We start from the raw sequence: 25,846 nt of genomic DNA on the forward strand, positions 1-25,846 counted from the left end.
CACGGCCGGCCGCGGACGGCGTCCCCTCGGCCACGGTCGGCCGTCGGAGGTGCGTGTCAGACTCGGGGGCGTGAGTGAACGGCTGCAACGCGACAGGGACTCGGACGGCAAGGCACGCAACGCGCGTCCGCGCGACGGCCTCGGCAGGCCGTTGCCGTACGGCTCGCCGGGCGTGGAACGCGCCCCCGAGGGTGTGGAACGCACGCCGGACGCAACGGTTGCCGAGGCGCAGCAGCTGCTCGACGACGGCAAGCCGTTCCACGCCCACGAGGTGTTCGAGGACGCGTGGAAGTCGGGGCCGGACGCCGAGCGCGGGCTGTGGCGCGGGTTGGCACAGCTGGCCGTCGGACTGACGCATGCGGCGCGCGGCAACTTCACCGGCGCCGCGTCGCTGCTCACCCGCGGCGCCGAGTCCATCGAACCGTTCTCCGGAGAGGCTCCCCACGGCATCGACGTGGCCGGATTGTGCGACTGGGCCGCGACGCTCGCCTCCGGCATGCCCGCCCGCACCGAACCGCCCGACGCCTCGACGGTCGCCCCACGCCTGCGCCCCTGACCGCCGGCCGCCGTGTTGCGGGTTCCCGGGCCCGTGTTGCGGATTCCGGGTCCCGTGTTGCGGATCCCCGGGACCGTGTTGCGGATCCCCGGGTCGCGTGTTGCGGGTTCCGGGTCGCAGGCAGTGCGGCCGACCCGGCGTGCATCTGTCAGGCCACGAGGCGCTGACGCAGCGCGGTGATGTCCGCGTCGTCGACGCCGCCGGCGCGCAGCAGGACTTCGACGTCGAGGGCGGCGTGCACGTCGAGGAACGACTTCCGCGGCGTCGTGCCGTGCCGGGCGAGCAGGTCGAGGATCTTCGGCTCGTCGTCCGGCCTGCCTAGCCGTGTCCACAACGGACGGAGGCGTGCGCGGCTGAGTTCGTAGTCGTCGGCGATCGCGGCACCGGGCACGCCGGCGAGGCTCAGCAGGACCAGCACCAGCAGGCCGGTGCGATCACGTCCGCTCGCGCAGTGCACGAGGACCCCACCCGGCCGGGCGTTCGCGACGGCGCGCACGGCGGTGACGACCAGGTCGGGGCGCTTGTCGAGCTGGTCGCGGTAGTACAGCGGCGTGGCGTGCAGTCCGGTTTCGGCGTAATAGGTCCAGAAATCGTCGCCGACGGGGTCGAGCGGCGCATGCACGACGTCGATCCCCTCACCCGCATGAGCGCCGGTCCGTTCGTCGTCGTTGCGCAGGTCGACGATGGTCCGCACGCCGTGCTCCCGGACAGCTCGCCAACCGGCCTCGGTCCACAGCCGCGGCTCCTCCGACCGCACGACGACGCCCCAACGGACTGCACGGCCGTCGGCTGTCGGCAGGCCGCCGAGATCGCGTGCGTTGTAGCTGCCTTCCCACCCCAGATCTCGTCCCATACGCGATGGACGCGTCGGCCGGCGCACACGTTGCACGCCGGCCGACGCGTGGTCGCAACACGAACCCCGGAACCCGCAACACGCGCCCCCGAACCCGCAACACGGGGGTTCCTGCGGGACGCGACGTGACGGTCCGTCTCTCAGGCCGCGGGGGCCATGCCGTGCGGGTCGATGACGAACTTGCGGGCCACTCCGCTGTCGAATTCCTGGTATCCCTGCGGCGCATCGTCGAGCGAGATCGTCGTGGCGTTCACGGCCTTGGCGATGTCGGCCCTGCCGCTGAGGATCATGTTCATCAGTTGGCGGTTGTACTTCTTCACCGGGCACTGGCCGGTGGTCATCGAGTGCGATTTCGCCCAGCCCAGCCCGATGCGCACGCCGAGCTGGCCGACCTTGGCGTTCTCGTCGGCCGCGCCCGGGTCGCCGGTCACGTACAGCCCCGGGATGCCGAGTGACGCACCCGCCCTCGCGACGCTCATGACGTCGTTGAGCACGGTCGCCGGTTGTTCGCCCGCGTCCTTGCCGTGGCCGCGGGCCTCGAAGCCGACGGCGTCGACGGCGGCGTCCACTTCGGGTTCACCGGTGATCTGCTCGATCATGTCGGCCAACTTCGCGTCGGACCGCAGGTCGACCGTCTCGCAGCCGAAGCTTCGTGCCTGTTCGAGTCGCTCCGGGATCATGTCGCCGACGATCACCGCCGACGCGCCGAGCAACTGTGCGGCGTGCGCGGCCGCCAACCCGACGGGCCCCGCTCCCGCGATGTAGGCGGTCGAGCCGGTGGTGACGCCCGCGGTGTAGGCGCCGTGATATCCGGTCGGGAAAATATCGGACAACATGGTCAGGTCGAGAATCTTTTCGAGCGCCTGATCACGGTCCGGGAATTTGAGCAGGTTGAAATCCGCGAACGGCACCATGACGTATTCCGCCTGACCGCCGATCCACCCGCCCATGTCGACGTACCCGTAGGCGGCACCAGGGCGAGCCGGATTCACGTTGAGGCAGATTCCGGTCTTTCCCTCGTTGCACATCCGGCAACGGCCGCAGGCGATGTTGAACGGGACGGAGCAGATGTCTCCCTCCCGGACGAACAGCACGTCGTCGCCGGCTTCCACGACTTCGCCGGTGATCTCGTGACCGAGCGTCTGCCCGACCGGAGCCGTGGTGCGGCCGCGCACCATGTGCTGGTCGCTGCCGCAGATGTTGGTGGTGACGATCCGCAGAATCGCCGCGTGCGGCGCCTTTTTCTTGATTCCGATCCCGTCGACGACGGGACCCGGCAGTTCCAGTTTCGGGTAGTCGACGGATTCCACCGCGACCTCACCCGGACTCTTGTACACGACGACGCGATTGTCCGGCATTGCGAAAACCCCTTTGTCTACTCACCGGGAAGGTGCGCGTATGCGCATAAATCAACCTAGCCGCGCACTCCGGTGATCACCACTCGGCGACCGGCCGCCCCCGCGGTGCACGAGAACAGCCCACGCGAGGCGGCACAGTCGCTCGGTGGCGCGGCCGTGCGGGGTGGGGCCGGGCGGCAGGTGGGCCGCGCGCCGGTCACGAGAAGCGTTGCTCCAGTTCGCCGATCTCGGGCAGTCCGATGAGGTCGGTGAACTCGCCGAAGGACGGCAGCTCGCCGAGTGCGGACGTCGGCGTGCCCTCGGCCTTCACCGTGGCGAGGAGTGACCGCATGCCGACGGTGGCCGCGAGCAGCGTGCCGATCGGGAAGATCACCAGCGAGAAGCCGAGTTCGCCGATGCGTTCGAGCGACAACGGCGGTGTGCGCCCGCCTTCGGCCCAGTTGAACACCAGCGGTGCGACGCCGCGGAGCTCGCGCGCCACGGTCTCGATGCCCTCCTCGCTGGTGGGTGCCTCGACGAACAGTACGTCGGCACCCGCGTCGGCGTAGGCACGGGCGCGGGCGATGGCGTCGTCCAGTCCATGCACGGCGGCGGCGTCGGTGCGGGCGATGAGCACGAAGTCGGGGTCGCGCCGCGCCTCGGCGGCCGCGCGGATCTTGCCCGCCATCTCGTCGGTGGGGATGACCGCCTTGCCGGACATGTGCCCGCACTTCTTCGGCATGACCTGGTCTTCGAGGTGGACCCCCGCGACGCCGGCCTGTTCGTAGGCGCGCACGGTGCGCACGACGTTGATGGCGTTGCCGTAGCCGGTGTCGGCGTCGGCGATCACCGGGACGTCGACGGCGGACACGATGCGCGTGGCATTGTCGACCATCTCGGCGCCGGAGAGCAGGCCGACGTCGGGCCTGCCGATCAGTGACGCGGTCGTGCCGAACCCCGTCATGTACACAATGTCGAATCCGGCCTGTTCGACGAGCCGGGCGGACAGCGCGTCGTAGGCACCCGGCGCCACGGCCGGTCCGCCCGTCGACAACAGGTCGCGCAACCGCTTGCGAGGTGGTGTGTCCACGGTGCCGAGCAGTTCTCCCACGGCTAGCCTCCCTATGACGGCCCACCGGCCGGACGTCGTCCACGCCCGCCACTACCGGAACGCCTCCGACCGAGGATTGCACACAATCGACCGCCAACGGCCACGAACCAGTGATCACCACCCGAGGGGACCGCATGACCGAACCGTCGACGTCGACCACCCGCACGGTCGACGCGCTGCGCGAGCTGATCCTCCGAGGCGAGCTGCAACCCGGTGAACGCCTGGCCGAGGTCGACCTCGCAACGCGTCTCGGCGTAAGCCGCACCCCGGTGCGCAGTGCACTGACGCAGCTCGCCAGCGAAGGGCTCGTCGACATCGCCCCGAACCGCGGCGCCCGCGTGGTGACCTGGACGGTGCAGGAGCTCGAGGACATCTTCGACCTGCGGACCACGTTGGAGCCGCGGGCGGCGGCACTCGCGGCCGCCAACGCGACGGCGGACGACGCGGCGGAGCTGGCGGACCTGGCCGACCGCATGGTCGAGGTCGGCTCCCCCGGCCCCCGGCAGGATCTCGACGCGCTGGCGGAGCTCAACCGGCGGTTCCACGACCGGCTGTCGACGTTGGCGGACAATTCGGCGCTGGCCAGCGCCCTGTCCGGGGCCGTGCACGCGCCGATCGTGCTCCGCAACTTCCACGCCTACGACGTCGCATCGCTGCGCCGCAGCCTCGCCCACCACGTGGAGATCGTCGCCGCGATCCGCGCACGTGATGCGGTGTGGGCGGAGGCAGTCATGACCGCGCACATGCGAAACGCTCGAGCGGTCATGGTCGCCGCCGCGGGGGCCACCGGACCCGCCCCGGGAGGGCCGTGACCACCGCATTGCGGGGTTTCACAGCTCAGACCAGCTTCTTGCGCACCGCGCGCCACGTGAGCCCACCGGACGTGCCGAGGAGCACGGCGGTCACGAGGAACACCCCGCCCACACCGGCGACACCGGCGATGGCGCCCGCACCGAGCGGGACGAGCACCTGGCCGAGGCGGTTACCGGTCAGGCGCAGCGACAGGGCGGACGCGCGGCTGCGTTCGGTCACCAGGCTCACGACCCAGCTCATCGTCAACGGTTGGCCCACACCCCAGAGGAAACCGACGATCACGAGGAACCCGCCGATGACGACCGGGTGCGGAACGACGGGGATGAGGGCCATCGGCACGGCCGAGCACAGCGTCGCGGCGAGCAGCATCCACCGCCGGTGCACCTTCCGCAGCAGGGCGGGCAGAAAGGAGCGGGAGACGATGGCGGCGCCGGTGCGCATCATCAGCAGCACGGTGACGGTCAGTACGCCGAAGCCGTGCTGGTGGCCGAGCACGGGCAGGAACGCGGCGAGCACGTCCATCGACGTCAACACGACGAGGCTGCTGAACATGGCGGCACGCATGCCGGGTGTGCGCAGCATGGTCGGCACCGACTGAGCTTCGCCGTGCTGCCCGGCGCGCGCCGCCGCGGAACCGACGACCGGCATCAGCAGGGTCGACGGCACGGCCAGTACGGCGAGTCCCGCGAGCGCCAGCAGTCCCGGGGTGGTCGCGACACCGCCCGGCCCGCTGCCGGCCGAGGTGACGAGTCCGGCGACGGGCAGGCCGGCCGTCTGCCCGATGGACGTGGCGAGCGCCCAGCCCGCGAACCGGCGGTCGAGCTGGTCGGACGCCGACAGCAGCGGGATGAACCCCTGCCCGGCGACGGTCACGAGAATCTGCGCGAAACCGAGGAGCACGTTGCCGATCGCGAGTACGACGAGGTCACCGCTGACGGCGATCACCAGGAGCGCGCCGACGGTCAGGAACACTCCCGCCCGCAGCATGCCCGCCGGATGACCGTTGTCGACCGCGCGCCCGACCGGTACCGCCACGATCAGTGGCAGGAGCGAGAACAACGCCGTGATCACGCCGAGGGCCACCCCGTGCCCGCCCAGCTCGAGGACCCGGTACGAGACGAGCATGCGGGCCGCGTTGTAAGCGGCCTGGGTCAGCAGCGTGCCCGCCCACAGGTGCGGGTACCACCGCGTCGTACGGCCGGGCCTGCTCGACTCCGCGCCGCTCACCCGGCCGACTCGGGACCAGCGACCCGCACCGCCGCGGTCCCGCGCATCACGGTCCGATAGGCGTCGCCCTGCCGAAGAGTGTCCGGTGTCATCGAGGCCCCCTGCTCATGATCGTGTCGACCACACGGCGGCCCCAGTATGCGGCGATGCGGTCCGCGGCAGCGGCGCCGGGCCCGCAGACCCGACGCTCAGCCGAACGATGCGAGGAAGGCGTCCCTGGCGTCCGACGCCGTGTGCTGCGGCCACAGCGCGTGCAGCGGAACGCGGGCCTCGGGCACCAGCTCCACCACCCGCACGCCGCCACCGGCCGCGGGGCCGGGTGCGGCGGTGACGAACGCGACTCCGCCGGTACCCGCCACGGCGGTGACGGGCGGCGTGCCCTGAATGGGGTTCCGCCGGGTGCGAGGCTCGAAGCCCGCGCCGCGGCACAGGCCGACGAGCAGGTCGGTGTATCCGGAGCGGCCCGGTTCGCCCCAGACGACGATCTCCTGGTCGGCGAGGTCGGAGAGCTGCACCCGGGTACGGGAGGCCAACGGGTGGCCCTCGGCCACGGCCACGTGGAGGCGCTGTCGCACGACGACCGTGCGGGCCAGGCCACGCGCGGGCGGCATCGCACGGCACAGCCCGAGGTCCAGCTCCCCGGAGAGCAGCTCACGGGTCAGCTCGTCCGGATACCGCTGGTTGACCCTCGTGTCGTGGCCGGTGGTGGGCAGCAGCGCTGTCACCTCGTCGCCCGTCACCGCGGGTGTGTGCCCGATGCGCAGCGTCTCGCGTTCCCCTCGGCCGATGCGCCGTGCGCGCTGCACGGCCGAGTGCGCGACGCCGTGGAGCACGCGCGCATCGGCCACGAGGACCTCCCCCGCCGGCAGCATCGTCACCCCGGAGGGCCCGCGTGCCAGCAGGTCGACGCCGACCTGCCGTTCCAGGGCACGGATCGATGTGGACAGTGCCTGCTGCGACAGGTGCAGCCGGGCGGCCGCGCGCGTGAAGCTGCCCTCCTCGGCCACGGCGACCAGATGGTCGAGTTTGTAGAGATCCAGCCCCACGCGTCGGCCCTTCGCGATCAGCGGGTGGTGTAGCCACCGTTCGGGAACATCGTCTGCCCAGTGAACCACCAGCCGTCCGTGGCCAGGAACAGGATGATCGGGACGATGTCCTCGATGCGGGTGAGCTGGTCGCCCATCGCCTGCGATTTGTGGAACTCGACCCGCTCGGGCGTCTCCTGCGGGTAGAAGAACGGCGTGTCCATCGGTCCCGGAGCGACGACGTTGACGGAGATGCCGCGGTCGGCGAACTCCTTCGCCGCGGCACGGGTGAAGTGCTCCAGCGGAGCCTTGCCGCCCGCGTAGGTCGAGTATCCGTCGGTGAAGGCGGCGAGCAGCGAGGTCCCGAGGCTGATGATCTTGCCGTTGTCGGCGAGCCTGCGGCCCGCCTCCTGGATGAAGAAGTACCCCGCCTTGGCGTTGACGGCGAACATGCGGTCGTACTCGTCCTCCGTGGTCTCCAGGATCGGCTTGCGCAGCACCATGCCCGTGGTGTTGACGGCCACGTCGACCCGCCCGTAGCTGTCCACAGCAGCGTCGAACAGCGCTCGCACGTCCGCCACGCGCGTGAGATCACCCTGCGCGGTCACGGCTTCGCCGCCCGCCGACGTCACCGCGTCGACGGTCTTCTCGGCGTCGGGGGCGGAGGCATCGCCGTGGTAGTGGACGACGACCTTCGCCCCCAGCTCGCCGAGGCGCGTGGCGAGCAGCCCGCCCAGGTTCTTGCCGCCGCCGCCGATGACGACCACCTTGTCGCGCAGATCCGTTTCGGCCATGGTCGTGACTCCCTCGCGTCGATGTGTCCGATGTCGCCACCGACGCTAGGGGCGCCGCGCTCACCAGGGGAAACACACGATTCGAGTGGGGTCACAACCACCGCGGATACCTGTCAGCCCGGCTGCGGCTGCGCCGTCGCCTCCTCCCGTTCCGGTTCGGCGTGGGGCCGGGTGAGCAGCGAACCGACGACGCAGATCACGGCGTTCAACGCGAGGCCCAGCAGGCCGAACGGAATGCCCACCGGCTGCTCGAGGTCCAGCACCGTGCACACGCCCGCGAACACCGCACCGGCGAGCATGCCCCAGAACACCGGGCCCGCGGCGAGCCGGCGCCAGTACAGCCCGAGGACGAACGCGGGCGCGATCTGCACCAGCAGTTCGAACTTCAGCACGAAGATCGCATACAGCGTGCCGGGCGGGTTCCACGCGATCAGCAACAGCACGGCGACGATCACGACGCTGGACACCTTGCCGATCAGCAGTTGCCGCTTCTCCGATGCCGACCGTCCGAGATACCTCCCGTACAGGTCGCGCGAGAAGATCGACGAGAACGCCAGCAGCGCCGAGTCCGCCGTGGACACGATGGCGGCGACGATGCCTCCGAACATCAGCACCATGACGGCGTAGAAGAACGGGCCGATGGCGGCGACACTGTTGGCGACGAGCCCGACGAGCTGCTCCGATTCCGATTCGGACAGTCCCGGATACAGCTCCGTGCCGACGATGCCGACACAGAACACGACGCCCGTGGTCACCAGCGGCATCCACGCCATGATCGCCAACGAGCGTTTGAGCGTCCGCTCACTGCGGGCGGCGTAGACGCGCTGGATCGCGTGCGGGTACACCGATGCGCCGAACCCGATGAGCAGCATCATCGCGACCCAGTTCACCGACACCTCGGCCGGCGGCACGGCGACCTTCTCCGGCTCCTCGCGCAGCATGTCCCCGACCACGTCGCCGAGGTCGCCGCCGACGAGGTACAGCGACCCGCCCAGCAGCACGCTCACGCCGATCAGCAGCGCGATGCCCTGCATGACGTCGGTCAGCGCGACGGCACGCATACCGCCGAGCCACGAGTAGACGAGCATGACCAGGACGAACGCGATCACGCCGAGCTGGTACGGCACCGTGTTGCCCGTCAGCCCCGAGATCGCGTGCCCCATCGCGACGAGCTGTTCGAGCAGGTAGTTCGCCAGGCCCCAGAGCATGAGGATCACGACCAGCACCGACACGGGCGTCGAGGCGAACCGGTGACGTACCCAGTCCGTCGGCGTGATGAAGCCTTCGCGCTTGGCGATCGTGTACAGCCGGGGCGCGAACAGCAGGTATCCCACGATGACGGCGGTCATGAATCCGACGGACTGCCACCACGGGAAGCCGGTGCGATACGCGGTGGGCGCGTAGCCGACGACCGAGTTGCCGCTGTACTGCGTGGCATAGAGCGTGAAGAACAGGGCGACGAAGCCGAGGCCACCGCCCGCGATGTAGTAGCCCTTCGCGGTGTGCCGGGTACCGGGGTTCCGCCGTCCGGCGACGTAGCCGATGACCAGCATCATCAGCGCGTAGAAGCCGAGCACGAGCACGCCGCTGGTGCCGCCGAAGATCAGGTCGTTCACGAGCGGCCCTCCTCGGTGCGCGGACCGGCAGAGCTGCCGCCGTCGGATTCGCTGCCGCCGTCGGGTTGGCTGCCCCCGTCGGGCCCGCCGCCGTCGGGCCGGGCTGCGGCCTCGGCGGCCCTGCGCTCCTCCTCGGGTTCGTCGAGGTTCCAGCGCCGCAGGCATGCCCACGAGGCGACACCGGAGAACGCGAGGGTCGCGGCGACGGACACGGGGAACCAGTACGGGACGCCGAACACCAGCGGTGCGGCGTCACCCGGCGGGAGATACCACGGCGCCATGACCAGGATGAGCGCCACGAACGCCACCCAGAGCCACGGACTGCGGATGGGTTCGGAGATCGGGCGTGACGAGGATCGGCGTTGACCCATGCGGCAGCTCCTCGGTGAGCCGGTGATCGCACCTTCCACCCGGCCGCGGAGTGATCACCCCACGGCTCAGGTTGTATGCAAAGTAGCCGCACGTCGACGCCCGCACAACAGCAGGGGGCAAAATCGAAGGGATCCCGGACACGGCTCTGTATACAACGACCGGCGTCGGCTCGACGGTTCCGCGGCCGGCGTCAGCCTCCGCGAGGCGCCTGCGGCGGAACTGCGGAGAACACCTCGGTGACGGGCCCCGTGCCGCGGTCCGAGCCGGCGTCGGCGAGTTCCGCGCCCACGCGCAGGTCGGCGAGCGTCGCGTTCGGGCCGACGGTCTGCACGCACGGCGCCGCGGGCGCGGTCGTCACGGTGTAATTGCCGGGCGCGACCGCGCCGAACCGGTAGCGGCCGCCGTCGTCGGTGACGGTCGAACTGACCACCGCGCCGTCGGCACCTCGCAGCAACAACCGCACGCCGGACAGCGGCCAGCCACCGGACGTGACGACGCCTGTGAGCGCCCCGCGCAGTTCGAGTTCCAGGTCGACATCGGTGACCGGACCCTCGTCGAGCGTCACGACGGTCGCGACCGGGTCGGCCAACGGCGCCGCGACCACGAGCGTGATCTGCGGAGCGTCGACGCCCCCGAGGTGATACGCACCGTCCTCTCCGGACACCGTGCTGGTGATGACCTCACCCGCCGCGCCGATGGCCGTGACGGTGGCGCCGGGGATCGGCCTGCCCGCAATGCGTTCCCGTATCGTGCCGCCGACCCCGGCTGTCGGTTCGAGCGTGATGTCGAGGCGCGACGGCATCGGCCCCGGGGGCACCACCGTCGCTTGTGGACGATAACCGGCGCGGGCGAACACCAGCACGTAGCTGCCGGGTTCGAGGCCGGAGACGCGGAACACGCCGCTCGCGTCCGTGGCCGCCCGCGCGCACTGCGACCCGGTGCGGTCGGTCACCGTCACGGTGACGTCCGCCAGCGGGCGGTTGCCGCCCTGCACGACGCCGGACAGCACCGTCGTCGGTTGCTGCCCGCCCAGCGCCCGAGCACGCATCCCGCGCAGCCCGCTGATGCTGGCGAAGTCGCGGACCGTGCCGTCTGCCGCCGGGTCACCGCCTGCGTCCCGTTCGCCGCGGGCATGCGCAACGCTCGAGCCGTTGAGCCCGGAACCGTTGAGCCCGGCACCGTTGACGCTCGAGCCGTTGGCGCTCGAACCGTTGACCCCGGCACCGTTGGCGCCGACGGCACCGGCGCCGAAGCCGTTCGGCGCGGGCTCTTCCTGCGGCCACTGCGGGGATTCGCCAGGCGTGGTCACCGGAGATCCTTCCTCGGGAACGCGGGCAACGCGATGTCGTGCCGCTGGTCGCCCGCGCGGACGACGACCTCCTCGTGCACCGCGGGGTGTTCTACCGCGACGAGGGTGAGAGGTTCCGTGGGCAGCCCGTCGAGCACATAGCCACCGTCCTCGCTCACGGCGCTGGCCACGACGGCGCCGTTGCGACGGTGGGCGGTGACGGTGGTGACCGCGGGCAGTGTCTGACCAGCGGGCGGCGTCTGACCGGCGGGCGGTGCTCCCCCGGAATCGGCGCGGAGCACGCGTCCGCGCACTGTGCGGGTAGGCACCTGGCCGTAATCGGGCGAGGGAGCTCCGGGCGACGGCACTGCGCGCGACGGCACTCCGGACGGCGGCCCGGGCGCGGCATCGCCTCCAGCGTGGCCACCGTGCGCCGCCGCGGGAGGGAACGAAGAGGGGGCGGAGCCACCCGCTTCGGCGGGGGCAGCGTCGGGCGGGGCCTCGGGCTGACGCGCCTCGGCCGCGGCGGAGCGCCGCTTCCACAACCTCACAGGTTCCTCCACAGGTCGTCCCGGGTTACGGGGCAACACGCCGGACCGGACGTGCCGGGGCGCGAACGCGGACAGGCCCGGACACCCGCCCACCCGGCCTGCAACATGCAGTAATTCGTCCGGATGAGTGACGCGAGTACCGGTGTTTACCACCTCTGCAGCACCTAAAGCAACTGCTTGACACCGGGTGCACACACTCCGGAGCCACCCGTCGCAGCCTGGCGGAAGTGCGCGCTCACCTGCCGATATCGCACCGACCTGGACGGACGGGCGCGCTGCACCGGGACGACACCGTTCCGACCCGAAGGAGTTACACGCGCCGACGTCGCGCTACGCACAGTCAAAAGAACGGATTCGGACACAACTGAGCTACCCACACAGGGCGATATGCCGGACTGCCGGGTCACGATTCGTAACACAACTCGTTGACCAGGAGTAATGTGGTTCAGGGTGGCGTTCGAGTCGGTACGCGTCCGGCGAGCGGGCGCCGGACGGCAGTGGGGACGAAGGGGCCACGGTGACGAAGGGGCCACGGTGACGATAGTGACGACGTCGGATGGAGCGACCGGGCGATCGGTGCAGCCACCAGCCACCGGGTCGACACGCGAGATCATCCTCGGCACGGCGGAGCGACTGTTCGCCGAACACGGGGTCTACAACGTGTCGAACCGGCAGATCAGTGAAACAGCAGGGCAGGGCAACAACGCGGCCGTCCATTACCACTTCGGCACGAAGAACGACCTGATCACCGCGCTGGTCGAACGGCACCAGGACGCGCTCGCGCGCAGACGTGCCGACCACGTCGCCCGGGTCGGCGACGATCCGGGGCTGCGGGACTGGGTGGCGTGCTTCGTGCTGCCGGTGACCGACCACCTGGCGGCGCTGGGCAGGCCGACCTGGTTCGCGCGGTTCAACGCGCAGCTGGTGACCGATCCGACGCTGCACCCGATCCTCGAGGAACGGTTCCGTGCCGATCCGGCCATGGCGACGGTGCTCGAGGGGCTCCATCGGTGTGTGGCCGAGTTGCCGCCCGAGGTGCGGGCCGAACGTGCCACCATCACCGGGCACCTGATGATGCACATGGCCGCGGACCGCGAGCGCGCACTGGCGCAGGACGTGCCGACGACGCGGGAGACCTGGCGGGACGCTGCGAACGGCCTCATCGACGCGATCGTCGGGCTCTGGCAGGCACCCGTCAGCTGACCGGCCCCGCCGGAGCCGCCCCGGGCCGTGCCACTACCCACCGGGGTGCCGTCACATCCACTTCACGCCGTCGCGCTCGTGTTCGCGGATGCGGTGGGTCATCATGCGGCGGAGCAGATCCTCGGGGATCGCCTGCGGGTGGGCGATCTTCACCGAGCCCTTGCCGGGGTTGTAGTCGCCGAGTTCGGTGTCGAACGCTTCGCGGGTGCTGGGCGTGAAGACGACGCTGATGTGCTTCCAATGGCCCGCGAGCACGAACAGGATCGTGCCGGAGGCGTGGACCCACGCGGGGTTGCCCCACTTGATCGCCTCGACCGCGTCGGGAGCGGCATCCCGGGCGAGATCGCGCACCGCCCCGAGCCGCTCACGCACAGGGGATGCGAACCGGTCGAGGTATTCGTCGACGTCCTGCGGGCGTGCCATCAGCCGAGCGTACGACGCCCGGCCCACGACGGGAACTAGCTGTGAATCAGCCCGGCCGGGTGCGGCTCCAGCCCACCGCGGAGACGGCCGCAGACGACCGGAGGCGCGCCCCACGTCGCAGGGTGCGCCTCCGGTCGAGTGGCCGACGGCCGCTCAGTGGCCGCGCGCGATCCACTCCTCGAGGTGCGGCGCCTCGTCGCCGATCTTGGTGGAGTCGCCGTGGCCGGTGCGGACCTGCGTCTCCCCCGGCAGGGTCAGCAGCGTCGTGCGGATCGACTCGATGATCGTGTCGAAGCTCGAATAGGACCGTCCGGTCGCGCCGGGCCCACCGTTGAACATGGTGTCGCCGGTGAACACGACGCCGAGTTCGGGCGCGTACAGGCAGGACGACCCCGGCGAGTGCCCGGGGGTCTGCAGCACGCGCAGGTCGACTCCGCCCGCGGACAGCTGCTGACCGTCCTCGAGCTCCAGGTCGGGCGTGCGGTCGGGCCATGTCATGTCCCAGAGCACGCGTTCGGCCGGGTTGAGCATGATGGGCGCGTCGAACCGGTCGGCGAGCGCGGGTGCCTGGTTGACGTGGTCGTCGTGGGCATGGGTGCACACGATGGCCTTGACACGGCGGTCGCCGACCGCCGCGGCGATGGCGCTCGCGTCGTGGGCGGCGTCGATGACGAAGACTTCGCGCTCGTCGCCGACGATCCACACGTTGTTGTCGACGTCGAAGCTGCCGCCGTCGAGGTTGAAGGTGCCGGACGTGACGACGTGGTCGATCGGTGCCATCAGAGGACCACCACCGAACGCAGCACGTCGCCGGAGTGCATCTTGTCGAACGCGGACTCCACCTCGTCGAGGGCGATGGTCTCGGTGACGAACTTGTCGAGCGGGAACCGGCCCTGCATGTAGAGGTCTACGTACATCGGGAAGTCGCGGGAGGGCAGGCAGTCGCCGTACCAGGACGACTTGAGTGCCCCGCCGCGGGCGAAGTAGTCGATCAGTGGGATCTCCGGTGCGTTCAGATCGGGCGTGGGGACACCGACGAGGACGACGGTGCCCGCGAGGTCACGGGCGTAGAAAGCCTGCTTGTAGGTCTCGGGGCGGCCGACGGCTTCGACGACCACGTCGGCACCGTTGCCGCCGGTGACCGAGCGGATGAACTCCACGGGGTCCTGTTCGCGCGCGTTGCACGTGTGAGTGGCGCCGAACTGCTTGGCCCAGTCGAGCTTCCTGGGGTCGGTGTCGACGGCGACGATCGTGGTGGCGCCTGCGAGGGCGGCTCCGGCGATCGAGGCGTCACCGACGCCGCCGCAGCCGATGACGGCCACGGAGTCACCGCGTCCGACCTGGCCGGTGTTGACGGCGGCGCCGAGGCCCGCCATGACACCGCAGCCGAGGAGGCCTGCCACCTGCGCGGGCACGTTCGGGTCGACCTTGGTGCACTGACCGGAGTGGACGAGGGTCTTCTCGATGAACGCGCCGATGCCGAGGGCGGGCGACAGTTCGGTGCCGTCGGTGAGCGTCATCGCCTGTGCCGCGTTGTGGGTGTCGAAACACAGGTGCGGCTTGCCCTTCTTGCAGGCGCGGCAGACACCGCAGACGGCGCGCCAGTTGAGCACGACGTAGTCACCCGGCTCCAAGTCGACGACGCCGTCACCGACGGATTCGACGACGCCCGCGGCCTCGTGGCCGAGCAGGAACGGGAACTCGTCGTTGATGCCGCCTTCGCGGTAGTGCAGGTCGGTGTGGCAGACGCCGCAGGCCTGGATCTTCACCACGGCCTCACCGGGGCCCGGATCGGGGACCACGACGGTCTCGACGGTCACGGGCTTGCCCTGCTCTCGGGCGACGACCCCTCTGACGTTCTGTGACATGAGGGTAGTCCTTTCGTATGCGTCGGGTGCAGCCGATTGTCGACGGCGGGCGCCCAGATTGGCAGATCTCGGGCCGGTTGCGGAGCAACGAAACGTAGGAATTCGTGCATTCGTCGGACGCGCCCCCACGCGCGGCTTCCGGCGGCGCCTCGCGGACAACCGCGCAGCACGGAAACCCTGTCGTAACGGGAAAGTAGGCGGCCTGGGATGGGCGGCGCGACTCGGTGGACGAGCGGCGCGGGTTGGTGAACAGGCGGCTCCGGGACCGCGGGTCGGGCCGCTGCGCGGAGTCCACGAAGCGGGGGTCGCGGCGCGGGTTGCGAGCCGGTGGAAGCGCGTCGGATGTCAGGTTGATGTTCGTCACGCCTGGGCCTCCGGCGTGCCGTCGCGACGGAAGATCATCTCGGTGGTCCCGAGCGGACGTGTTCGTGAGCGGGGTCGTGATTCGCGTGCGCGACCACCGCTGTCGTCGGCCGATACCCCGTGACCACATGAAGGGCACCACGAGATGGATACGCGCACCCGCACAGCCGCCGCCGCGCTGACGTTGCTCGCCGCGCTGGGCGCCACCGGCTGCGGGTTGGTCGACCTCGACGCCGCGGGTTCGTCGACGTCGTCGGCTTCTGTGTCGGCGGCACCGGCCGAGCTGTCGGAGTTGACCGTGGCGCCGGAGGACACCGGCGCTCCGTACGACCGGGACGACTGGCCGCACTGGACGTATCTCGGCGACGGGTGCGACACCCGCGACCGCACGCTCAAGGACCAGGGCGAGAACGTCGAGGTCGGCAACGACTGCGACCTGTCGGGAACATGGCGGAGCGTCTACGACGGCGAGACGGTCACCGACCCGTCCGATCTGGACGTGGATCACTTCGTGCCGCTGGCCGAGGTGGCCCGCTCGGGCAGCCGGGAGTGGAGCGAGGCCGAGCGCGAGGCCTACGCCAACGATCCCGACGTGCTCGTGGCCGTCACCGCGGGCTCGAACCGTTCGAAGGGTGATCAGGACCCGGCGAGCTGGCTGCCCGAGCGCGACCGGTGCGGCTACGTCACCCGCTGGGTGTCGATCAAGCAGCGCTACGAGCTGACCGTCGACCGCGCCGAGGCCGAAGCCATCCGCGGGGTCCTGCGCCACTGCCGCTGACGCGGGCGAGCCGCTACGTGGTGAACGCGTCGCGGCCCGCCTGCCCGCGCCACGGTTCGAGTTCGGCGCGTTGCCGCTCCGCGCGGGCGATGAGCTCGTCGAAGTCGATGTCGGGCGGCCGGGAGCCGAGGTCGGCCAGGTCACGCAGCGTCGTCCACAGCTGTTTCTTGCCCCGGATGCCCATCACGAGGATCTCCAGCTCGGCGAACCGGCTGAGGGGCGAGTACGACCGCAGTCTGCCGTTCGGTTTGAGCCGTCCGACGCGCTCGGCGGCCACGGCGAGGCCGGTCTTCACCGGGTTGGTGCGTACGCCGAGCTGCTCCATGATCGCGCGGAAGGTGTCGACGTCCTCGGCGATGCCCTGCGCCACCCGCGTGAGGGCCTCGCCGTACTCGGTGCCGTGGTTGCTGTGCGCCGAGCGGCGTGCCAGCTCGCGCCACAGCGTGCCCAGCGCGAGTTGGTCGTTCAGATAGATCGCCAGCAGACGGTTCACCACTGAGCGCTACCCGCCCTGCCCGAGTCGCACTCCTGCCGGCTCCGGTGCGGGTTGCGTCGCCGTCTGCTGCCAGCGGCCGACGCCGGCTCCCAGCGCGTACGACAGGTGACCGCCGAGCGCGCCGCCCGCGGCGAGCACCGCCAGTCCCGCGCACGCCCTGGCGCGGCTCGCCGACCGGTTCCGGCACGTCACGGCACGCAGGTAGAGGCCCGCGGCGACGGCGTTGGCTCCGGCGTGGAGGAGGGCCACCCGCCGCTGGGTGGGCTCCAGCCGGGAGAAGTCGGCCAGTCCGGTCACGACCGTGGGCGGGGTGGCGGCGAGTCCGATGGCCATGAGCCGACGGGCGGCGACTGGTTGGTCGAAACCGATGTCGAGCACGGAGGAACAGGTCCACGCCCCGATCGGCACGGCCACCAGCAACGGGTGCACCGGGTGGCCGAGCCAGGCCCCGCGAAGGAACCGGTCGAGACCACCGCGGCCGAGCACGCGCCGCACCGAGCGTTGGACGGTGGCCGCCGGTCCGTCCACGGCACGCAGCGACTCGCTCGATTCCAGGATCCGACGTACGAACATGACGGCCGGGTACCCGCCGGTCGACGTGCTCAGTCGTGCGCTACCAACGGCTTCGCCAGGTACAACGCCGTTTCCCCTGCCGCGTCGCCGTCGTAGAGCGTCCGATCGAGCCCGACGATGTCGAACCCCATCGCTCGATATGCGTGCACCGCGGGAGTGTTCGTGTTCTGCGTCTCCAGGCAGACGTGCCGGGCGCCGTTCCGCAGGACGCGGTTCGTCACGTGGTGGAGCAAGGCGCGGGCGGCCCCGCGGCCTCGGTGAGCACACGATCGACGTACAGGTGCCACAGCGCCTGGCGGCGATTCCAGCGCGAGAAACCGGTCGCGGCGAAGCCGATGACACGTCCGTCCTCACACGCGACGAACCCCTCGGTCCACGCACGGTCGGTACTGGTCACGTCGGCGAGGAACTCGTGGTCCTTGTCTCGGCGGCGTCGTTGAACGTGGACGGCGTGCAGCGCTCGAACGGTGTCGTCCAGGAACCACCCTTGAGCTCGTGGCGACCGGGCTTGGACTCGGTCGCGCACCACTCCCACGTGTTGCCGCACAGGTCGTAGACGCCGTACGGGCTGATTCCGGTCTGGTAGCAGTCCACGGCCGTGGTCTCGCCGACGCCGTTCTCCCGGACGTTGCACTTGGCCGGCGTGGTCTGGTCACCCCAGGGGTAGACGGTCCCCCGCGTGCCGCGCGCTGCCTTCTCCCACTGCTGACTCGTCGGCAGGGACTTGCCCGCCCACTCGGCGTAGGCCGCCGCGTCTCGCCAGGTCACGAACACCACCGGGTGGTCATCGAGGCCGGGCGGGAACTTGCCGTCTTCCCAGCGCTGCGGCGCCTCGCGGCCGGTCGCTTCGAGGAAGCGGGCGTACTGGGCGTTCGTCACCGGATAGACGTCGATGTAGTAAGCCGGAATCCACACGGGCTCGTTGCTCGGCCCGGACATGAAGACGCTGCCCTCGACCTTGACCATCGTGCTGGCGTCGTTCGGGTGGCGGACCTTCGACTCGCCGATCATGGGTGGCTGCTCGGCGGCAGCCTCGGCAGGCACGAGCGAGTCCTGCGTCAGGAACGAGAACCGTGCCTGCGCGTCGGGGTCTGCCCTGGTCAGACAGGTATCAAGAGCCGCCTGGTTCACCGGCCGCGGCGTAGCGTTCTCGCCGCCTGCCTCCCACTTCGAGATCACGCGCTCGCTGACGCCGGGGAGAACCATATCGGTCCGTAACCGGGCGATCACACAGTTTCGGCAGGAATCCCCTCGTAGACGTCGCGGAGCTGCTGCAGCATCGTGTGCCCGGTCGGCCACTCCGTCGCGTCGATGGCGGCCACGGGCCGGATGCCGGTGGCCGCGTTCGTCGCGAAGGCCGCTTCCATCGACGGCAGGTCCGACAACGTCAGCGACTCGGTCGAGACGGGCCCCTCGAGTGCCTGGTTGATCAGGGTCATCGTCGTTCCCGGCAGCCACTCGGACCGCGGCCAGATGACTTGGCCGTCGCGGATGAACCCGACGTTCGAGGTCGCGATCTCCGAGATCGTGCCGTCGGGGTTCAGGAAGAGAACGTCGTCGTAGCCCTCGCGCTGCGCCTGGCGCCGCTGGTGCATCGCGCCGAACAGGCCGATGTGCTTCACCGCGGGCAGTTCGCGCCGGTAGGACGCGGCCTGCAGGCGCCACGGCGCCGGCTCGGCCAACGACGCCTCACGCGTGGTCACGAGCACCTGCGGCTGGGCATCCTCGCCGACCGTGCCCAGGCCCATCTCCGGGTCGTAGACCGTGACGCGAACGGTCACCGGCCGGTCGAGGCCCTGCAGCGCGTGGCGGACGTACTCGCGCACTCGCTCGGTGTCGAGTTCGGCGCCGAAGAGCTTTCGGCAGTCCCGCTTCAGACGCTGCAAGTGCAGTGAGAGGCCGCGCACGCCGCCGTCGCTGACGAGCATCGACGTGAAGTGTCCGTAGTTGATGAGCGCGAGGGCCTTGACCTGCTCAATCGTCGCGGCGACGCCGTTCAGTTCCATGCCCACAGACTCCCACCGCGACCACCGGCCGATGGGGGCCCTGGGATCCCCAGAAGACATCGACGATGATCGGAAAAAGCGAAGGCGGACGAATACCGCTCATTCATTGATTCCTACGGCGTTGATGTCACGACATGGAACGGATACCCGATACTCGCCGACTAAAAGGGAGGTCCGGTTGGCGCGCTTCCGTGCACAGGCCCTTCACCGACCGACAAGCGCGCAGCTCGCTCAGCCGCGCCTGCACCGTGACCTTTATCGACCGTCGCGTCAGGGGTTACCGCCGTCGTCGCAGCGACGTCCGGCGAGTGAACGCGAGCCTGAGAGCCCGCGCGGATAGAGGGCACAGCACCGGTCTGGAAGGCCAGGTTGCCGCTGCTAGTATTTCCAGCATGTCAGCCGCTTCGTGCTCGGCCGCTTTCGCGGCAGTGACCAGGACGTCCCGCTAGCGGCGGGACGTCCTGGTCACAGCAATACCTCGCCTGGGAACGTCCAGTCGCTTCGTGATCCATCCGGAGCGGCCGTATTGCGCTGCTCGAAACTTTTCGGAGCAACGGAGCAATAGATGCTGTCAGGCATTGCCTCTTCTACCCGCGGGCGCAGTCCCGCCCCTGTACGCGCATGGCTCGTGCTGTGCACGATGTCCATGCTGCAGTTCTTCATCGCGGTCGACGTGACCGTGGTCAACATCGCACTGCCCTCGATCGGCGCAGACCTCGGAGTCCAGGGCCATTCATTGACCTGGGTTGTGGTCGGCTACACCATCACCGGCGGCGGACTGCTGATGCTCGGCGGGCGGCTCGGAGACCTGCTCGGCCGCCGCCGCACCCTCTTGGTCGGCACGACTCTCTTCGGCGCGGCTTCCCTGCTGGCGGGTCTGGCCCAATCCTTTCCGATCCTGGTCGTCGCGCGCCTGCTCCAGGGAGCCGGCGAGGCCGTCGCGCTACCGGCGGCGATGGCGACCATCGTGTTGCTCTTCCCTGAGGGCCCACGCCGGTCGCGCGCACTGAGCGTGTGGGCCGCCGTGGCCAGCTGCGGCCTGGTCCTTGGATTCGCCCTATCGGGGATCATCACCGCCCACCTGGGCTGGCGCTGGATCTTTCTGATCTCGGTACCGTTCATCCTGGTCGTGATCGTGGCCGCGCTCGTCCTGGTCCCGGCAGACCGGTCCGCGTCTCGTGAGCGGGCCCGAGTGGACCTTCCGGGCGCGCTCCTGCTGACGGTGTGCCCGTTGCTGTTCGTCTACGCCGCGATCGAGGCGGGCGAGCCTGCGACCAATCCGTGGGTGAGCGTGGCGGCGCTGGTCGGCGCGGTGCTGGCCGCTGTCGGGTTCGTGCAGGTCGAGTCGAGGTCGCCGGACCCGCTGGTCCCGATGACGTTCTTCGCGGACCGCGCTCGACTGCGGGCGAACCTGACGACGATGCTGCTCAGTGGGGCGCTGTCGACCTCGTTCCTGCTGTTCACCTTCTACCTGCAGGACAGGCTCGGTATGGGGCCCCTGGGAGCAGGCCTGACGATGCTGCCCCTGGCCGTGGCGCTGATCTCTGCATCGGTGCTCGTGCCCCGACTGCTGGGACGCTGGGGCGCACGCGCGTGCGTGCTGGTCGGGCACGCGGCTGCTGCCGGCGCGATGGCTGTGATCGCGCTCGTGGCCACTCTGGGCGGAGGGGTGGCATGGCTGCTCCCGGCGATGCTGCTGATCGCAGCGGGCATGGGTTTCGGAATCGTGGGGCTGCAGTACATCGCGGTCAGCGGGACCACTGACCAGGACGCCGGGATCGCCTCCGGCGTCCAGCGAGCAGCAGACCAGCTCGGCGGAGCAGCCGGCGTGGCCATCTACATCGGTCTCGGGTTCGCGCCGGCCCTGCACGCCGGAGACCCGTTCGTGATCGCTACGGTGCTCGCCGTCATCGGGCTGATCGCCGGTGCCGTGGTCATCTCGCGCTCGCCGTCCACCGCGGCGGGACAGCCGCAAGCCGGGTAGCCGAGCAGGCTGCCGCGCCCACACGGCTGCGGCGCGGCAGCCGTGTGGCTGGCGGCCGGAGTGCCTCCGACGAAAGTGGCCGAGTGGGCCGGCCACAGCGTCGGCGTGCTGCTGCGCATCCACGCCAAGTGCATCGACGGCGGTGAGCAAGCCGACCGTGAGCGCGTCGAACGCGGACTACGCGGCTGGTAGCCGTGGGGACGCATTGGGGACAGCCAGCCGGGCCGGATCGGACCGGATCGAGCCGGAGACAGCCGGACAACATGAGAACGCCCCGGTGACCTGTCGTTCCAGGTCACCGGGGCGTTCTTCCATGTGTGGCGGGTGAGGGATTCGAACCCCCGAAGGCAGTGCCGGCTGATTTACAGTCAGCTCCCTTTGGCCGCTCGGGCAACCCGCCGGGTGCCGGCTCCGTGTCCGGCAAGATGACAGCGTACCGCCCGCGGCGGGCGCACCCGCAGGCGGGTACCCGGTGACTAGGCTTACCTGTTGTGGCCGCGTCGGCGGCCGCGTTCCCGAGACACTCCGAACCAGACAGCGAGAACAGACAGCGAGGTGCTTCAGGCGTGGCGGATCCGTCGTTCGACGTGGTGAGCAAGGTCGACCGTCAAGAGGTGGACAACGCGGTGAACCAGGCGGCCAAGGAGCTGTCGACACGGTTCGACTTCCGGGGCACGGGCGCGTCGGTGGCGTGGTCGGGTGACAACGCCGTCGTGGTGGAGGCCGAGACCGAGGAGCGGGTGAAGGCCGCGGTCGACGTCTTCAAGGAGAAGCTTGTCAAGCGTGGCGTGTCGATGAAGGCGTTCGATGCGGGCGAGCCTGCGGTGTCGGGCAAGACCTACAAGGTGTCGGGTTCGATCGTCGAGGGCATCGACCAGGACAAGGCGAAGCAGATCTCGAAGTACATCCGGGACGAGGGTCCGAAGGGTGTGCAGGCACAGATCCAGGGCGATCAGCTGCGCGTGTCGGGCAAGAAGAAGGACCATCTGCAGGACGTGATCACACTGTTGAAGGAGAAGGACTTCGGCATCGCGCTGCAGTTCATGAACTACCGGTGACGTCGTCGCCGGTAGTGACGGAACTCGGTCGCCGTCGGAGACCGGGCTCTCCGTGCACGTGACACCGTGTTGCGGGCCACCGCGGACCGCACCGACGGCGGCTGTCAGGTCTTCTTCGACACCGGGCCGTCCCGCTAGCCGGTACCCTGATCCCCCGGAAGGCTGAGCCGGAACGCCGTCACCGAATCGGCGGCGCGGTGACGGCGGGTCGGTGCCGGTGCGCGACGCGGCGAGGCGGTCGACGACCCGACCGGGCGGAATCGGCATGAAGGGCGGGCGATGAAGGGCATCGTGCTGGCGGGCGGCAGCGGAACGCGGCTGCACCCGATCACGCAGGCCGTGTCGAAGCAGCTCCTGCCCGTCTACGACAAGCCGATGATCTATTACCCGATCTCGGTGCTGATGCTCGCGGGCATCCGCGAGATCTTGATCATCTCCACGCCCTCGGACCTGCCGAACTTCCAGCGTCTCCTCGGCGACGGCAGCCAGTTCGGCATCGAACTCGCCTACGCAGAACAGGCCGCGCCGAACGGCCTGGCCGAGGCGTTCGTCATCGGCGCGGACTTCGTCGCGGGTGACGACGTGGCACTGATCCTCGGCGACAACATCTTCTACGGCCAGGGCTTCTCGCGCACCCTGCAGGCCGAGGTCGCGGACCTCGACGGCTGCGTACTGTTCGGCTACCCGGTCAAGGATCCGCAGCGTTACGGCGTCGGCGAGATCGCCCCGGACGGCACGCTGCTGTCCATCGAGGAGAAGCCCGCGGTGCCGCGGTCGAACAAGGCGATCACGGGGCTGTACCTCTACGACAACCAGGTCGTCGACATCGCCCGTGGGCTGAAACCCTCGGCGCGCGGCGAACTCGAGATCACCGACGTCAACCTGACGTACCTGCGCGAAGGCCGTGCCCGACTGGTCGAGTTCTCCCGCGGGTTCGCCTGGCTGGACACCGGTACGCACGACTCGCTGCTCGAGGCGGGCCAGTTCGTGCAGGTGCTGGAACACCGCACCGGAGTGCGCATCGCCTGCCTCGAAGAGGTCGCGCTGCGGATGGGCTACATCGACGCCGACGAGTGCCACCGGCTCGGCGCCAAGCTCGCCAAGAGCGGCTACGGCGACTACGTCATGGACATCGCGAAGGCGGCGGGCGCCACCGGCTGAGCCGGCCCCTCCCCCGTGTCCTGAGCGCAGGACACCGGGTCTGCACTCAGGACACGCGGCGATGGCGCTACACGGCTCCCGCGAAACGCAACACGGCCCCTGGGATCCGCAACACGGCCCCCGGAATCCGCAACACGCGCGCCGGAGGGTGCAACACGGCGCGCTCAGGCGGGTCAGAGCCCGCGGCGGGCCATGTCCTCCAGTCGACGGATGCGGTCGTCGATCGGCGGGTGACTGGAGAACAGCTTCGACATCCGCTCACCGGGGCGGAACGGGTTCGCGATCATGAGGTGCGACTGCGACACGAGCTTCGGTTCGGGGGCCAGCGGTGCGGCGCTCGTGCCCCGTTCCAGCTTCCGCAACGCCGACGCCAGTGCCAGCGGATCGCCCGTCAGTTCGGCGCCCGACGTGTCCGCCTGGTACTCGCGCGACCGACTCACGCTCATCTTGATGATCCCGGCGGCGACCGGCCCGAGCAGCGCCAACAGCAGCATGCCGATCGGGTTGCCGCCCTCACGGTTCCCGCCGAACATGCCCGCGAACATCGCCATGTTGGCCAGGAAACTGACCACGCTGGCGAGCGCACCCGCCACCGACGAGATGAGGATGTCGCGGTTGTAGACATGCGCGAGTTCGTGGCCGAGGACGGCCCGCAGCTCGCGTTCGTCGAGGATCTCCAGGATGCCCGTGGTGCAGCACACGGCGGCGTTACGGGGATTGCGCCCGGTGGCGAACGCGTTGGGCGCCCGGGTGGGGCTGACGTACAGCCGCGGCATCGGCTGTCGCGCCGACGTCGCCAGCTCCCGCACGATGCGATACATCGCGGGCTGCTGCGCCTGCGACACCGGCTGGGCGCGCATGGCCTTCAACGCCAGTTTGTCGGAGTTGAAGTAGGCGTAGCCGTTCATGGCCAGGGCGATCACCAACCCGATGATCAGCGCGCCCCTGCCGAACATGCCGCTGATGCCGATGATCAGCGCGCTCATGAGACCCAGCAGCAACGCCGTCTTGAGACCGTTGTGGTGCCTGTGCACCGGCTCACCCTCCTCCCGGTTCCGCGGGCGGGAACATCCCGTGCGTGCCGCCACCGCAGTGGCCTGCACCCGGTCCAACGCTCGAAGGCGCGGCGAAGTTCCACGTCAGCGACGTGCGAGTCTACTTCGGACGAGGTAACGGGGCGTATATCACACCGCCGCGGCGCCGATGTTCGCCTCGTCGTACAGTAGAGTTCGGCGCACCGAAATCCGAGGGTGGAGCATGAACGACACTGGTGACGGCCGTATCGCCGCCGCAGGGGCCGATACGCATCACCGGCACGCACAGCGGCGCAGGCGGGCCCGGCGCCGCGATCGTCGCGCGCTCGTGGCCCTTTGTGTGGTGTTCGTCCTGGCGATCTCCGGCGCCGTCGGCTACGCCCTCCAACCGGCGGGCACGGACAACGCGAAGCTACGGCTCGTCACCACCACGACGTTCCTCGACGACACCGTGCGCCAGATCGGCGGCGACGACGTCGAGACGGTGCGGCTGATGGGCCCCGGCGTCGATCCGCACCTGTACCAGGCCAAGGCGGGCGACCTGCGCGAGATGCGCCGTGCCGACGGGGTGATCGCCGTCGGGCTCTACCTCGAGGGTTCGCTGCAGCAGACCCTCGACGAGGTGGGACGCACGAAGCCGGTGCTGCTGGCCGGCGAGGCGGTACCGACCGAGGAGCTGCTCAGCCCGCCCGCGGGCTCGGCCCCAGAGGAGGAGCACGACCCGCACATCTGGCACGACCCGGCGCTGTGGACCCGCGTCGTCGACGCCGTGGCCGCTCACCTCGCCGAACTCGATCCGGACCACGCCACCGACTACCACCGCCGCGCAGCCGCCTACAACGACGAGATCCGCGCCACGGCCGAGCAGGTGGAGCGCACCGTCGACCGCATCCCCCCGGGCCGGCGCACGCTCGTCACCTCGCACGATGCGTTCCGCTACTTCGGCGACGCGTTCGGCATGGACGTCGTCGCCATCCAGGGCATCTCGACGCAGCAGGAGGCGACGACGGCCGACGTCGCCCGCGTGGCCGAGCTGCTCGCCAGTGAGGACCTGCCCGCGGTGTTCCTCGAGACGAGCGTGTCCCGGCAGACGGTCGACTCGATGATCGCGGCGGCCCGGCACCGCGGCGGGGACGTACGGGTCGGCGGTGAGCTGCACTCCGATTCCACCGGCGCCGACGGCAGCTACCTGGGCATGCTGCGTGCGAACGCGGCAACCCTTGCGGAGGGCCTGGCATGACCGCCGACGCACGTTTCCCCGCGGAGGCGGACAACGACACCGCCGACGCACGCTTCCCCGCGGAGGCGGAGGAGCGCACCGCCGACGCACGCTTCCCCGCGGAGGCGGCACATGAC

28 protein-coding genes and 1 tRNA gene are annotated in these 25,846 nt (G+C 70.0%); 8 read left to right on the forward strand and 21 right to left on the reverse strand.

The features are described from left to right. Window positions 1–70 precede the first annotated feature (70 nt). Window positions 71–556, forward strand: coding sequence for a DUF309 domain-containing protein (locus tag FHS23_RS01000; RefSeq protein ID WP_343053554.1), 486 nt, complete (start codon window positions 71–73; stop codon window positions 554–556). Between the two features lie 148 nt (window positions 557–704). On the opposite strand, the gene FHS23_RS01005 is transcribed toward FHS23_RS01000, so the two are convergent. The 3 genes from FHS23_RS01005 to FHS23_RS01015 all read right to left on the reverse strand — a co-directional run bounded on the left by FHS23_RS01005 (window position 705) and on the right by FHS23_RS01015 (window position 3,857). Further along, window positions 705–1,409: a tyrosine-protein phosphatase gene (locus FHS23_RS01005; RefSeq protein ID WP_183646260.1), complete on the reverse strand. Its 705-nt coding sequence runs from the start codon at window positions 1,407–1,409 to the stop codon at window positions 705–707. Between the two features lie 140 nt (window positions 1,410–1,549). After that, on the reverse strand, window positions 1,550–2,767 hold the full coding sequence (gene fdhA, locus FHS23_RS01010) for a formaldehyde dehydrogenase, glutathione-independent (protein ID WP_183646262.1): 1,218 nt from the start codon (window positions 2,765–2,767) through the stop codon (window positions 1,550–1,552). 196 nt (window positions 2,768–2,963) lie between these two features. Beyond that, window positions 2,964–3,857, reverse strand: coding sequence for an isocitrate lyase/phosphoenolpyruvate mutase family protein (locus FHS23_RS01015; protein WP_183646264.1), 894 nt, complete (start codon window positions 3,855–3,857; stop codon window positions 2,964–2,966). Window positions 3,858–3,991: 134 nt separating this feature from the next. Here FHS23_RS01015 and FHS23_RS01020 point away from each other — a divergent pair, with 134 nt between their 5' ends. Then, a complete protein-coding gene (locus FHS23_RS01020) occupies window positions 3,992–4,669 on the forward strand; it encodes a GntR family transcriptional regulator (RefSeq protein WP_183646267.1) in 678 nt (225 codons plus the stop codon). Between the two features lie 25 nt (window positions 4,670–4,694). On the opposite strand, the gene FHS23_RS01025 is transcribed toward FHS23_RS01020, so the two are convergent. From FHS23_RS01025 to FHS23_RS01055, 7 genes are all read right to left on the reverse strand, one after another. Further along, on the reverse strand, window positions 4,695–5,897 hold the full coding sequence (locus FHS23_RS01025; protein WP_221218923.1) for an MFS transporter: 1,203 nt from the start codon (window positions 5,895–5,897) through the stop codon (window positions 4,695–4,697). 188 nt (window positions 5,898–6,085) lie between these two features. Beyond that, window positions 6,086–6,943 carry a LysR substrate-binding domain-containing protein gene (locus FHS23_RS01030; protein ID WP_183646270.1) on the reverse strand — a complete coding sequence of 286 codons (858 nt, stop codon included), beginning with the start codon at window positions 6,941–6,943 and terminating at the stop codon, window positions 6,086–6,088. Between the two features lie 17 nt (window positions 6,944–6,960). Continuing rightward, window positions 6,961–7,716 carry an SDR family oxidoreductase gene (locus FHS23_RS01035; RefSeq protein WP_183646273.1) on the reverse strand — a complete coding sequence of 252 codons (756 nt, stop codon included), beginning with the start codon at window positions 7,714–7,716 and terminating at the stop codon, window positions 6,961–6,963. Between the two features lie 113 nt (window positions 7,717–7,829). Continuing rightward, window positions 7,830–9,332 carry a sodium:solute symporter family transporter gene (locus FHS23_RS01040; RefSeq protein WP_183646277.1) on the reverse strand — a complete coding sequence of 501 codons (1,503 nt, stop codon included), beginning with the start codon at window positions 9,330–9,332 and terminating at the stop codon, window positions 7,830–7,832. Beyond that, a complete protein-coding gene (locus FHS23_RS01045) occupies window positions 9,329–9,703 on the reverse strand; it encodes a hypothetical protein (RefSeq protein WP_183646280.1) in 375 nt (124 codons plus the stop codon). Before FHS23_RS01045 ends, FHS23_RS01040 begins: the two co-directional genes overlap by 4 nt. A gap of 191 nt (window positions 9,704–9,894) precedes the next feature. Continuing rightward, a complete protein-coding gene (locus tag FHS23_RS01050) occupies window positions 9,895–11,013 on the reverse strand; it encodes a carboxypeptidase regulatory-like domain-containing protein (RefSeq protein ID WP_183646283.1) in 1,119 nt (372 codons plus the stop codon). Then, window positions 11,010–11,294, reverse strand: a complete 285-nt coding sequence (locus FHS23_RS01055; protein ID WP_183646287.1) for a hypothetical protein — start codon at window positions 11,292–11,294, stop codon at window positions 11,010–11,012. Before FHS23_RS01055 ends, FHS23_RS01050 begins: the two co-directional genes overlap by 4 nt. Before the next feature lie 825 nt (window positions 11,295–12,119). Here FHS23_RS01055 and FHS23_RS01060 point away from each other — a divergent pair. Next, entirely contained in the window at window positions 12,120–12,746 is a 627-nt protein-coding gene (locus FHS23_RS01060) for a TetR/AcrR family transcriptional regulator (RefSeq protein WP_343053556.1), read from the forward strand. 51 nt (window positions 12,747–12,797) lie between these two features. On the opposite strand, the gene FHS23_RS01065 is transcribed toward FHS23_RS01060, so the two are convergent. The 3 genes from FHS23_RS01065 to FHS23_RS01075 form a co-directional block, all read right to left on the reverse strand. Next, window positions 12,798–13,169 (reverse strand): iron chaperone, encoded by a 372-nt coding sequence (locus FHS23_RS01065; protein ID WP_183646292.1) that lies wholly within the window; start codon window positions 13,167–13,169, stop codon window positions 12,798–12,800. Window positions 13,170–13,322: 153 nt separating this feature from the next. Next, window positions 13,323–13,949 carry an MBL fold metallo-hydrolase gene (locus tag FHS23_RS01070; protein ID WP_183646295.1) on the reverse strand — a complete coding sequence of 209 codons (627 nt, stop codon included), beginning with the start codon at window positions 13,947–13,949 and terminating at the stop codon, window positions 13,323–13,325. Continuing rightward, window positions 13,949–15,037, reverse strand: coding sequence for an S-(hydroxymethyl)mycothiol dehydrogenase (locus FHS23_RS01075; RefSeq protein WP_183646298.1), 1,089 nt, complete (start codon window positions 15,035–15,037; stop codon window positions 13,949–13,951). Before FHS23_RS01075 ends, FHS23_RS01070 begins: the two co-directional genes overlap by 1 nt. A 508-nt stretch (window positions 15,038–15,545) precedes the next feature. Between FHS23_RS01075 and FHS23_RS01080 the strand changes: the two genes are divergently transcribed. Next, window positions 15,546–16,178, forward strand: a complete 633-nt coding sequence (locus FHS23_RS01080) for an HNH endonuclease family protein (RefSeq protein ID WP_183646301.1) — start codon at window positions 15,546–15,548, stop codon at window positions 16,176–16,178. A 13-nt stretch (window positions 16,179–16,191) separates the two neighbouring features. Here FHS23_RS01080 and FHS23_RS01085 read toward each other — a convergent pair whose 3' ends face one another. Genes FHS23_RS01085 through FHS23_RS01110 form a run of 6 tightly spaced genes read right to left on the reverse strand, consistent with a single transcriptional unit; the run spans window position 16,192 to window position 19,253 of the window. Then, window positions 16,192–16,671, reverse strand: a complete 480-nt coding sequence (locus FHS23_RS01085; protein WP_183646304.1) for a hypothetical protein — start codon at window positions 16,669–16,671, stop codon at window positions 16,192–16,194. A 9-nt stretch (window positions 16,672–16,680) separates the two neighbouring features. After that, window positions 16,681–17,247: a DUF2231 domain-containing protein gene (locus FHS23_RS01090; protein WP_183646306.1), complete on the reverse strand. Its 567-nt coding sequence runs from the start codon at window positions 17,245–17,247 to the stop codon at window positions 16,681–16,683. A 29-nt stretch (window positions 17,248–17,276) separates the two neighbouring features. Then, a complete protein-coding gene (locus FHS23_RS01095) occupies window positions 17,277–17,468 on the reverse strand; it encodes an N-acetyltransferase (RefSeq protein WP_343053557.1) in 192 nt (63 codons plus the stop codon). Then, a complete protein-coding gene (locus tag FHS23_RS01100; protein WP_183646312.1) occupies window positions 17,465–17,644 on the reverse strand; it encodes a GNAT family N-acetyltransferase in 180 nt (59 codons plus the stop codon). Before FHS23_RS01100 ends, FHS23_RS01095 begins: the two co-directional genes overlap by 4 nt. Then, window positions 17,641–18,453, reverse strand: coding sequence for a formylglycine-generating enzyme family protein (locus tag FHS23_RS01105; protein ID WP_183646315.1), 813 nt, complete (start codon window positions 18,451–18,453; stop codon window positions 17,641–17,643). The genes FHS23_RS01100 and FHS23_RS01105 overlap by 4 nt, the downstream gene beginning before the upstream one ends. A gap of 20 nt (window positions 18,454–18,473) precedes the next feature. After that, entirely contained in the window at window positions 18,474–19,253 is a 780-nt protein-coding gene (locus FHS23_RS01110) for an aminotransferase class IV family protein (protein WP_183646318.1), read from the reverse strand. A gap of 640 nt (window positions 19,254–19,893) precedes the next feature. Between FHS23_RS01110 and FHS23_RS01115 the strand changes: the two genes are divergently transcribed. After that, window positions 19,894–21,237: an MFS transporter gene (locus FHS23_RS01115; protein WP_183646321.1), complete on the forward strand. Its 1,344-nt coding sequence runs from the start codon at window positions 19,894–19,896 to the stop codon at window positions 21,235–21,237. A 318-nt stretch (window positions 21,238–21,555) separates the two neighbouring features. Here the strand turns inward: FHS23_RS01115 and FHS23_RS01120 are convergent. After that, window positions 21,556–21,637: transfer RNA gene (locus FHS23_RS01120), tRNA-Tyr, on the reverse strand. A 166-nt stretch (window positions 21,638–21,803) separates the two neighbouring features. Between FHS23_RS01120 and FHS23_RS01125 the strand changes: the two genes are divergently transcribed. Then, the gene (locus FHS23_RS01125) at window positions 21,804–22,295 is read left to right on the forward strand and encodes a YajQ family cyclic di-GMP-binding protein (RefSeq protein ID WP_183646324.1); all 492 of its coding nucleotides are present in this window, start codon (window positions 21,804–21,806) and stop codon (window positions 22,293–22,295) included. Between the two features lie 279 nt (window positions 22,296–22,574). Then, entirely contained in the window at window positions 22,575–23,456 is an 882-nt protein-coding gene (gene rfbA / locus FHS23_RS01130) for a glucose-1-phosphate thymidylyltransferase RfbA (RefSeq protein ID WP_183646327.1), read from the forward strand. A gap of 173 nt (window positions 23,457–23,629) precedes the next feature. On the opposite strand, the gene htpX is transcribed toward rfbA, so the two are convergent. After that, window positions 23,630–24,490, reverse strand: coding sequence for a zinc metalloprotease HtpX (gene htpX, locus FHS23_RS01135; protein ID WP_183646330.1), 861 nt, complete (start codon window positions 24,488–24,490; stop codon window positions 23,630–23,632). A gap of 223 nt (window positions 24,491–24,713) precedes the next feature. Here htpX and FHS23_RS01140 point away from each other — a divergent pair, with 223 nt between their 5' ends. After that, complete coding sequence (locus tag FHS23_RS01140) at window positions 24,714–25,730, forward strand: metal ABC transporter solute-binding protein, Zn/Mn family (RefSeq protein ID WP_183646344.1); 1,017 nt, start codon at window positions 24,714–24,716, stop codon at window positions 25,728–25,730. Window positions 25,731–25,846: the final 116 nt, after the last annotated feature.

The organism is Prauserella isguenensis (assembly GCF_014191605.1).
GTDB lineage: Bacteria > Actinomycetota > Actinomycetes > Mycobacteriales > Pseudonocardiaceae > Prauserella > Prauserella isguenensis.

What these genes read in the sequence shown, in the direction of transcription:
- FHS23_RS01005 (WP_183646260.1), bottom strand. Translation starts at nt 1,409, where the DNA reads ATGGGACGAGATCTGGGGTGGGAAGGCAGCTACAACGCACGCGATCTC.
- FHS23_RS01045 (WP_183646280.1), bottom strand. Translation starts at nt 9,703, where the DNA reads ATGGGTCAACGCCGATCCTCGTCACGCCCGATCTCCGAACCCATCCGC.
- fdhA (WP_183646262.1), bottom strand. Translation starts at nt 2,767, where the DNA reads ATGCCGGACAATCGCGTCGTCGTGTACAAGAGTCCGGGTGAGGTCGCG.
- FHS23_RS01105 (WP_183646315.1), bottom strand. Translation starts at nt 18,453, where the DNA reads ATGGTTCTCCCCGGCGTCAGCGAGCGCGTGATCTCGAAGTGGGAGGCA.
- FHS23_RS01070 (WP_183646295.1), bottom strand. Translation starts at nt 13,949, where the DNA reads ATGGCACCGATCGACCACGTCGTCACGTCCGGCACCTTCAACCTCGAC.
- FHS23_RS01065 (WP_183646292.1), bottom strand. Translation starts at nt 13,169, where the DNA reads ATGGCACGCCCGCAGGACGTCGACGAATACCTCGACCGGTTCGCATCC.
- FHS23_RS01075 (WP_183646298.1), bottom strand. Translation starts at nt 15,037, where the DNA reads ATGTCACAGAACGTCAGAGGGGTCGTCGCCCGAGAGCAGGGCAAGCCC.
- FHS23_RS01080 (WP_183646301.1), top strand. Translation starts at nt 15,546, where the DNA reads ATGGATACGCGCACCCGCACAGCCGCCGCCGCGCTGACGTTGCTCGCC.
- FHS23_RS01140 (WP_183646344.1), top strand. Translation starts at nt 24,714, where the DNA reads ATGAACGACACTGGTGACGGCCGTATCGCCGCCGCAGGGGCCGATACG.
- FHS23_RS01020 (WP_183646267.1), top strand. Translation starts at nt 3,992, where the DNA reads ATGACCGAACCGTCGACGTCGACCACCCGCACGGTCGACGCGCTGCGC.
- FHS23_RS01110 (WP_183646318.1), bottom strand. Translation starts at nt 19,253, where the DNA reads ATGGAACTGAACGGCGTCGCCGCGACGATTGAGCAGGTCAAGGCCCTC.
- FHS23_RS01090 (WP_183646306.1), bottom strand. Translation starts at nt 17,247, where the DNA reads ATGTTCGTACGTCGGATCCTGGAATCGAGCGAGTCGCTGCGTGCCGTG.
- FHS23_RS01115 (WP_183646321.1), top strand. Translation starts at nt 19,894, where the DNA reads ATGTCCATGCTGCAGTTCTTCATCGCGGTCGACGTGACCGTGGTCAAC.
- FHS23_RS01035 (WP_183646273.1), bottom strand. Translation starts at nt 7,716, where the DNA reads ATGGCCGAAACGGATCTGCGCGACAAGGTGGTCGTCATCGGCGGCGGC.
- rfbA (WP_183646327.1), top strand. Translation starts at nt 22,575, where the DNA reads ATGAAGGGCATCGTGCTGGCGGGCGGCAGCGGAACGCGGCTGCACCCG.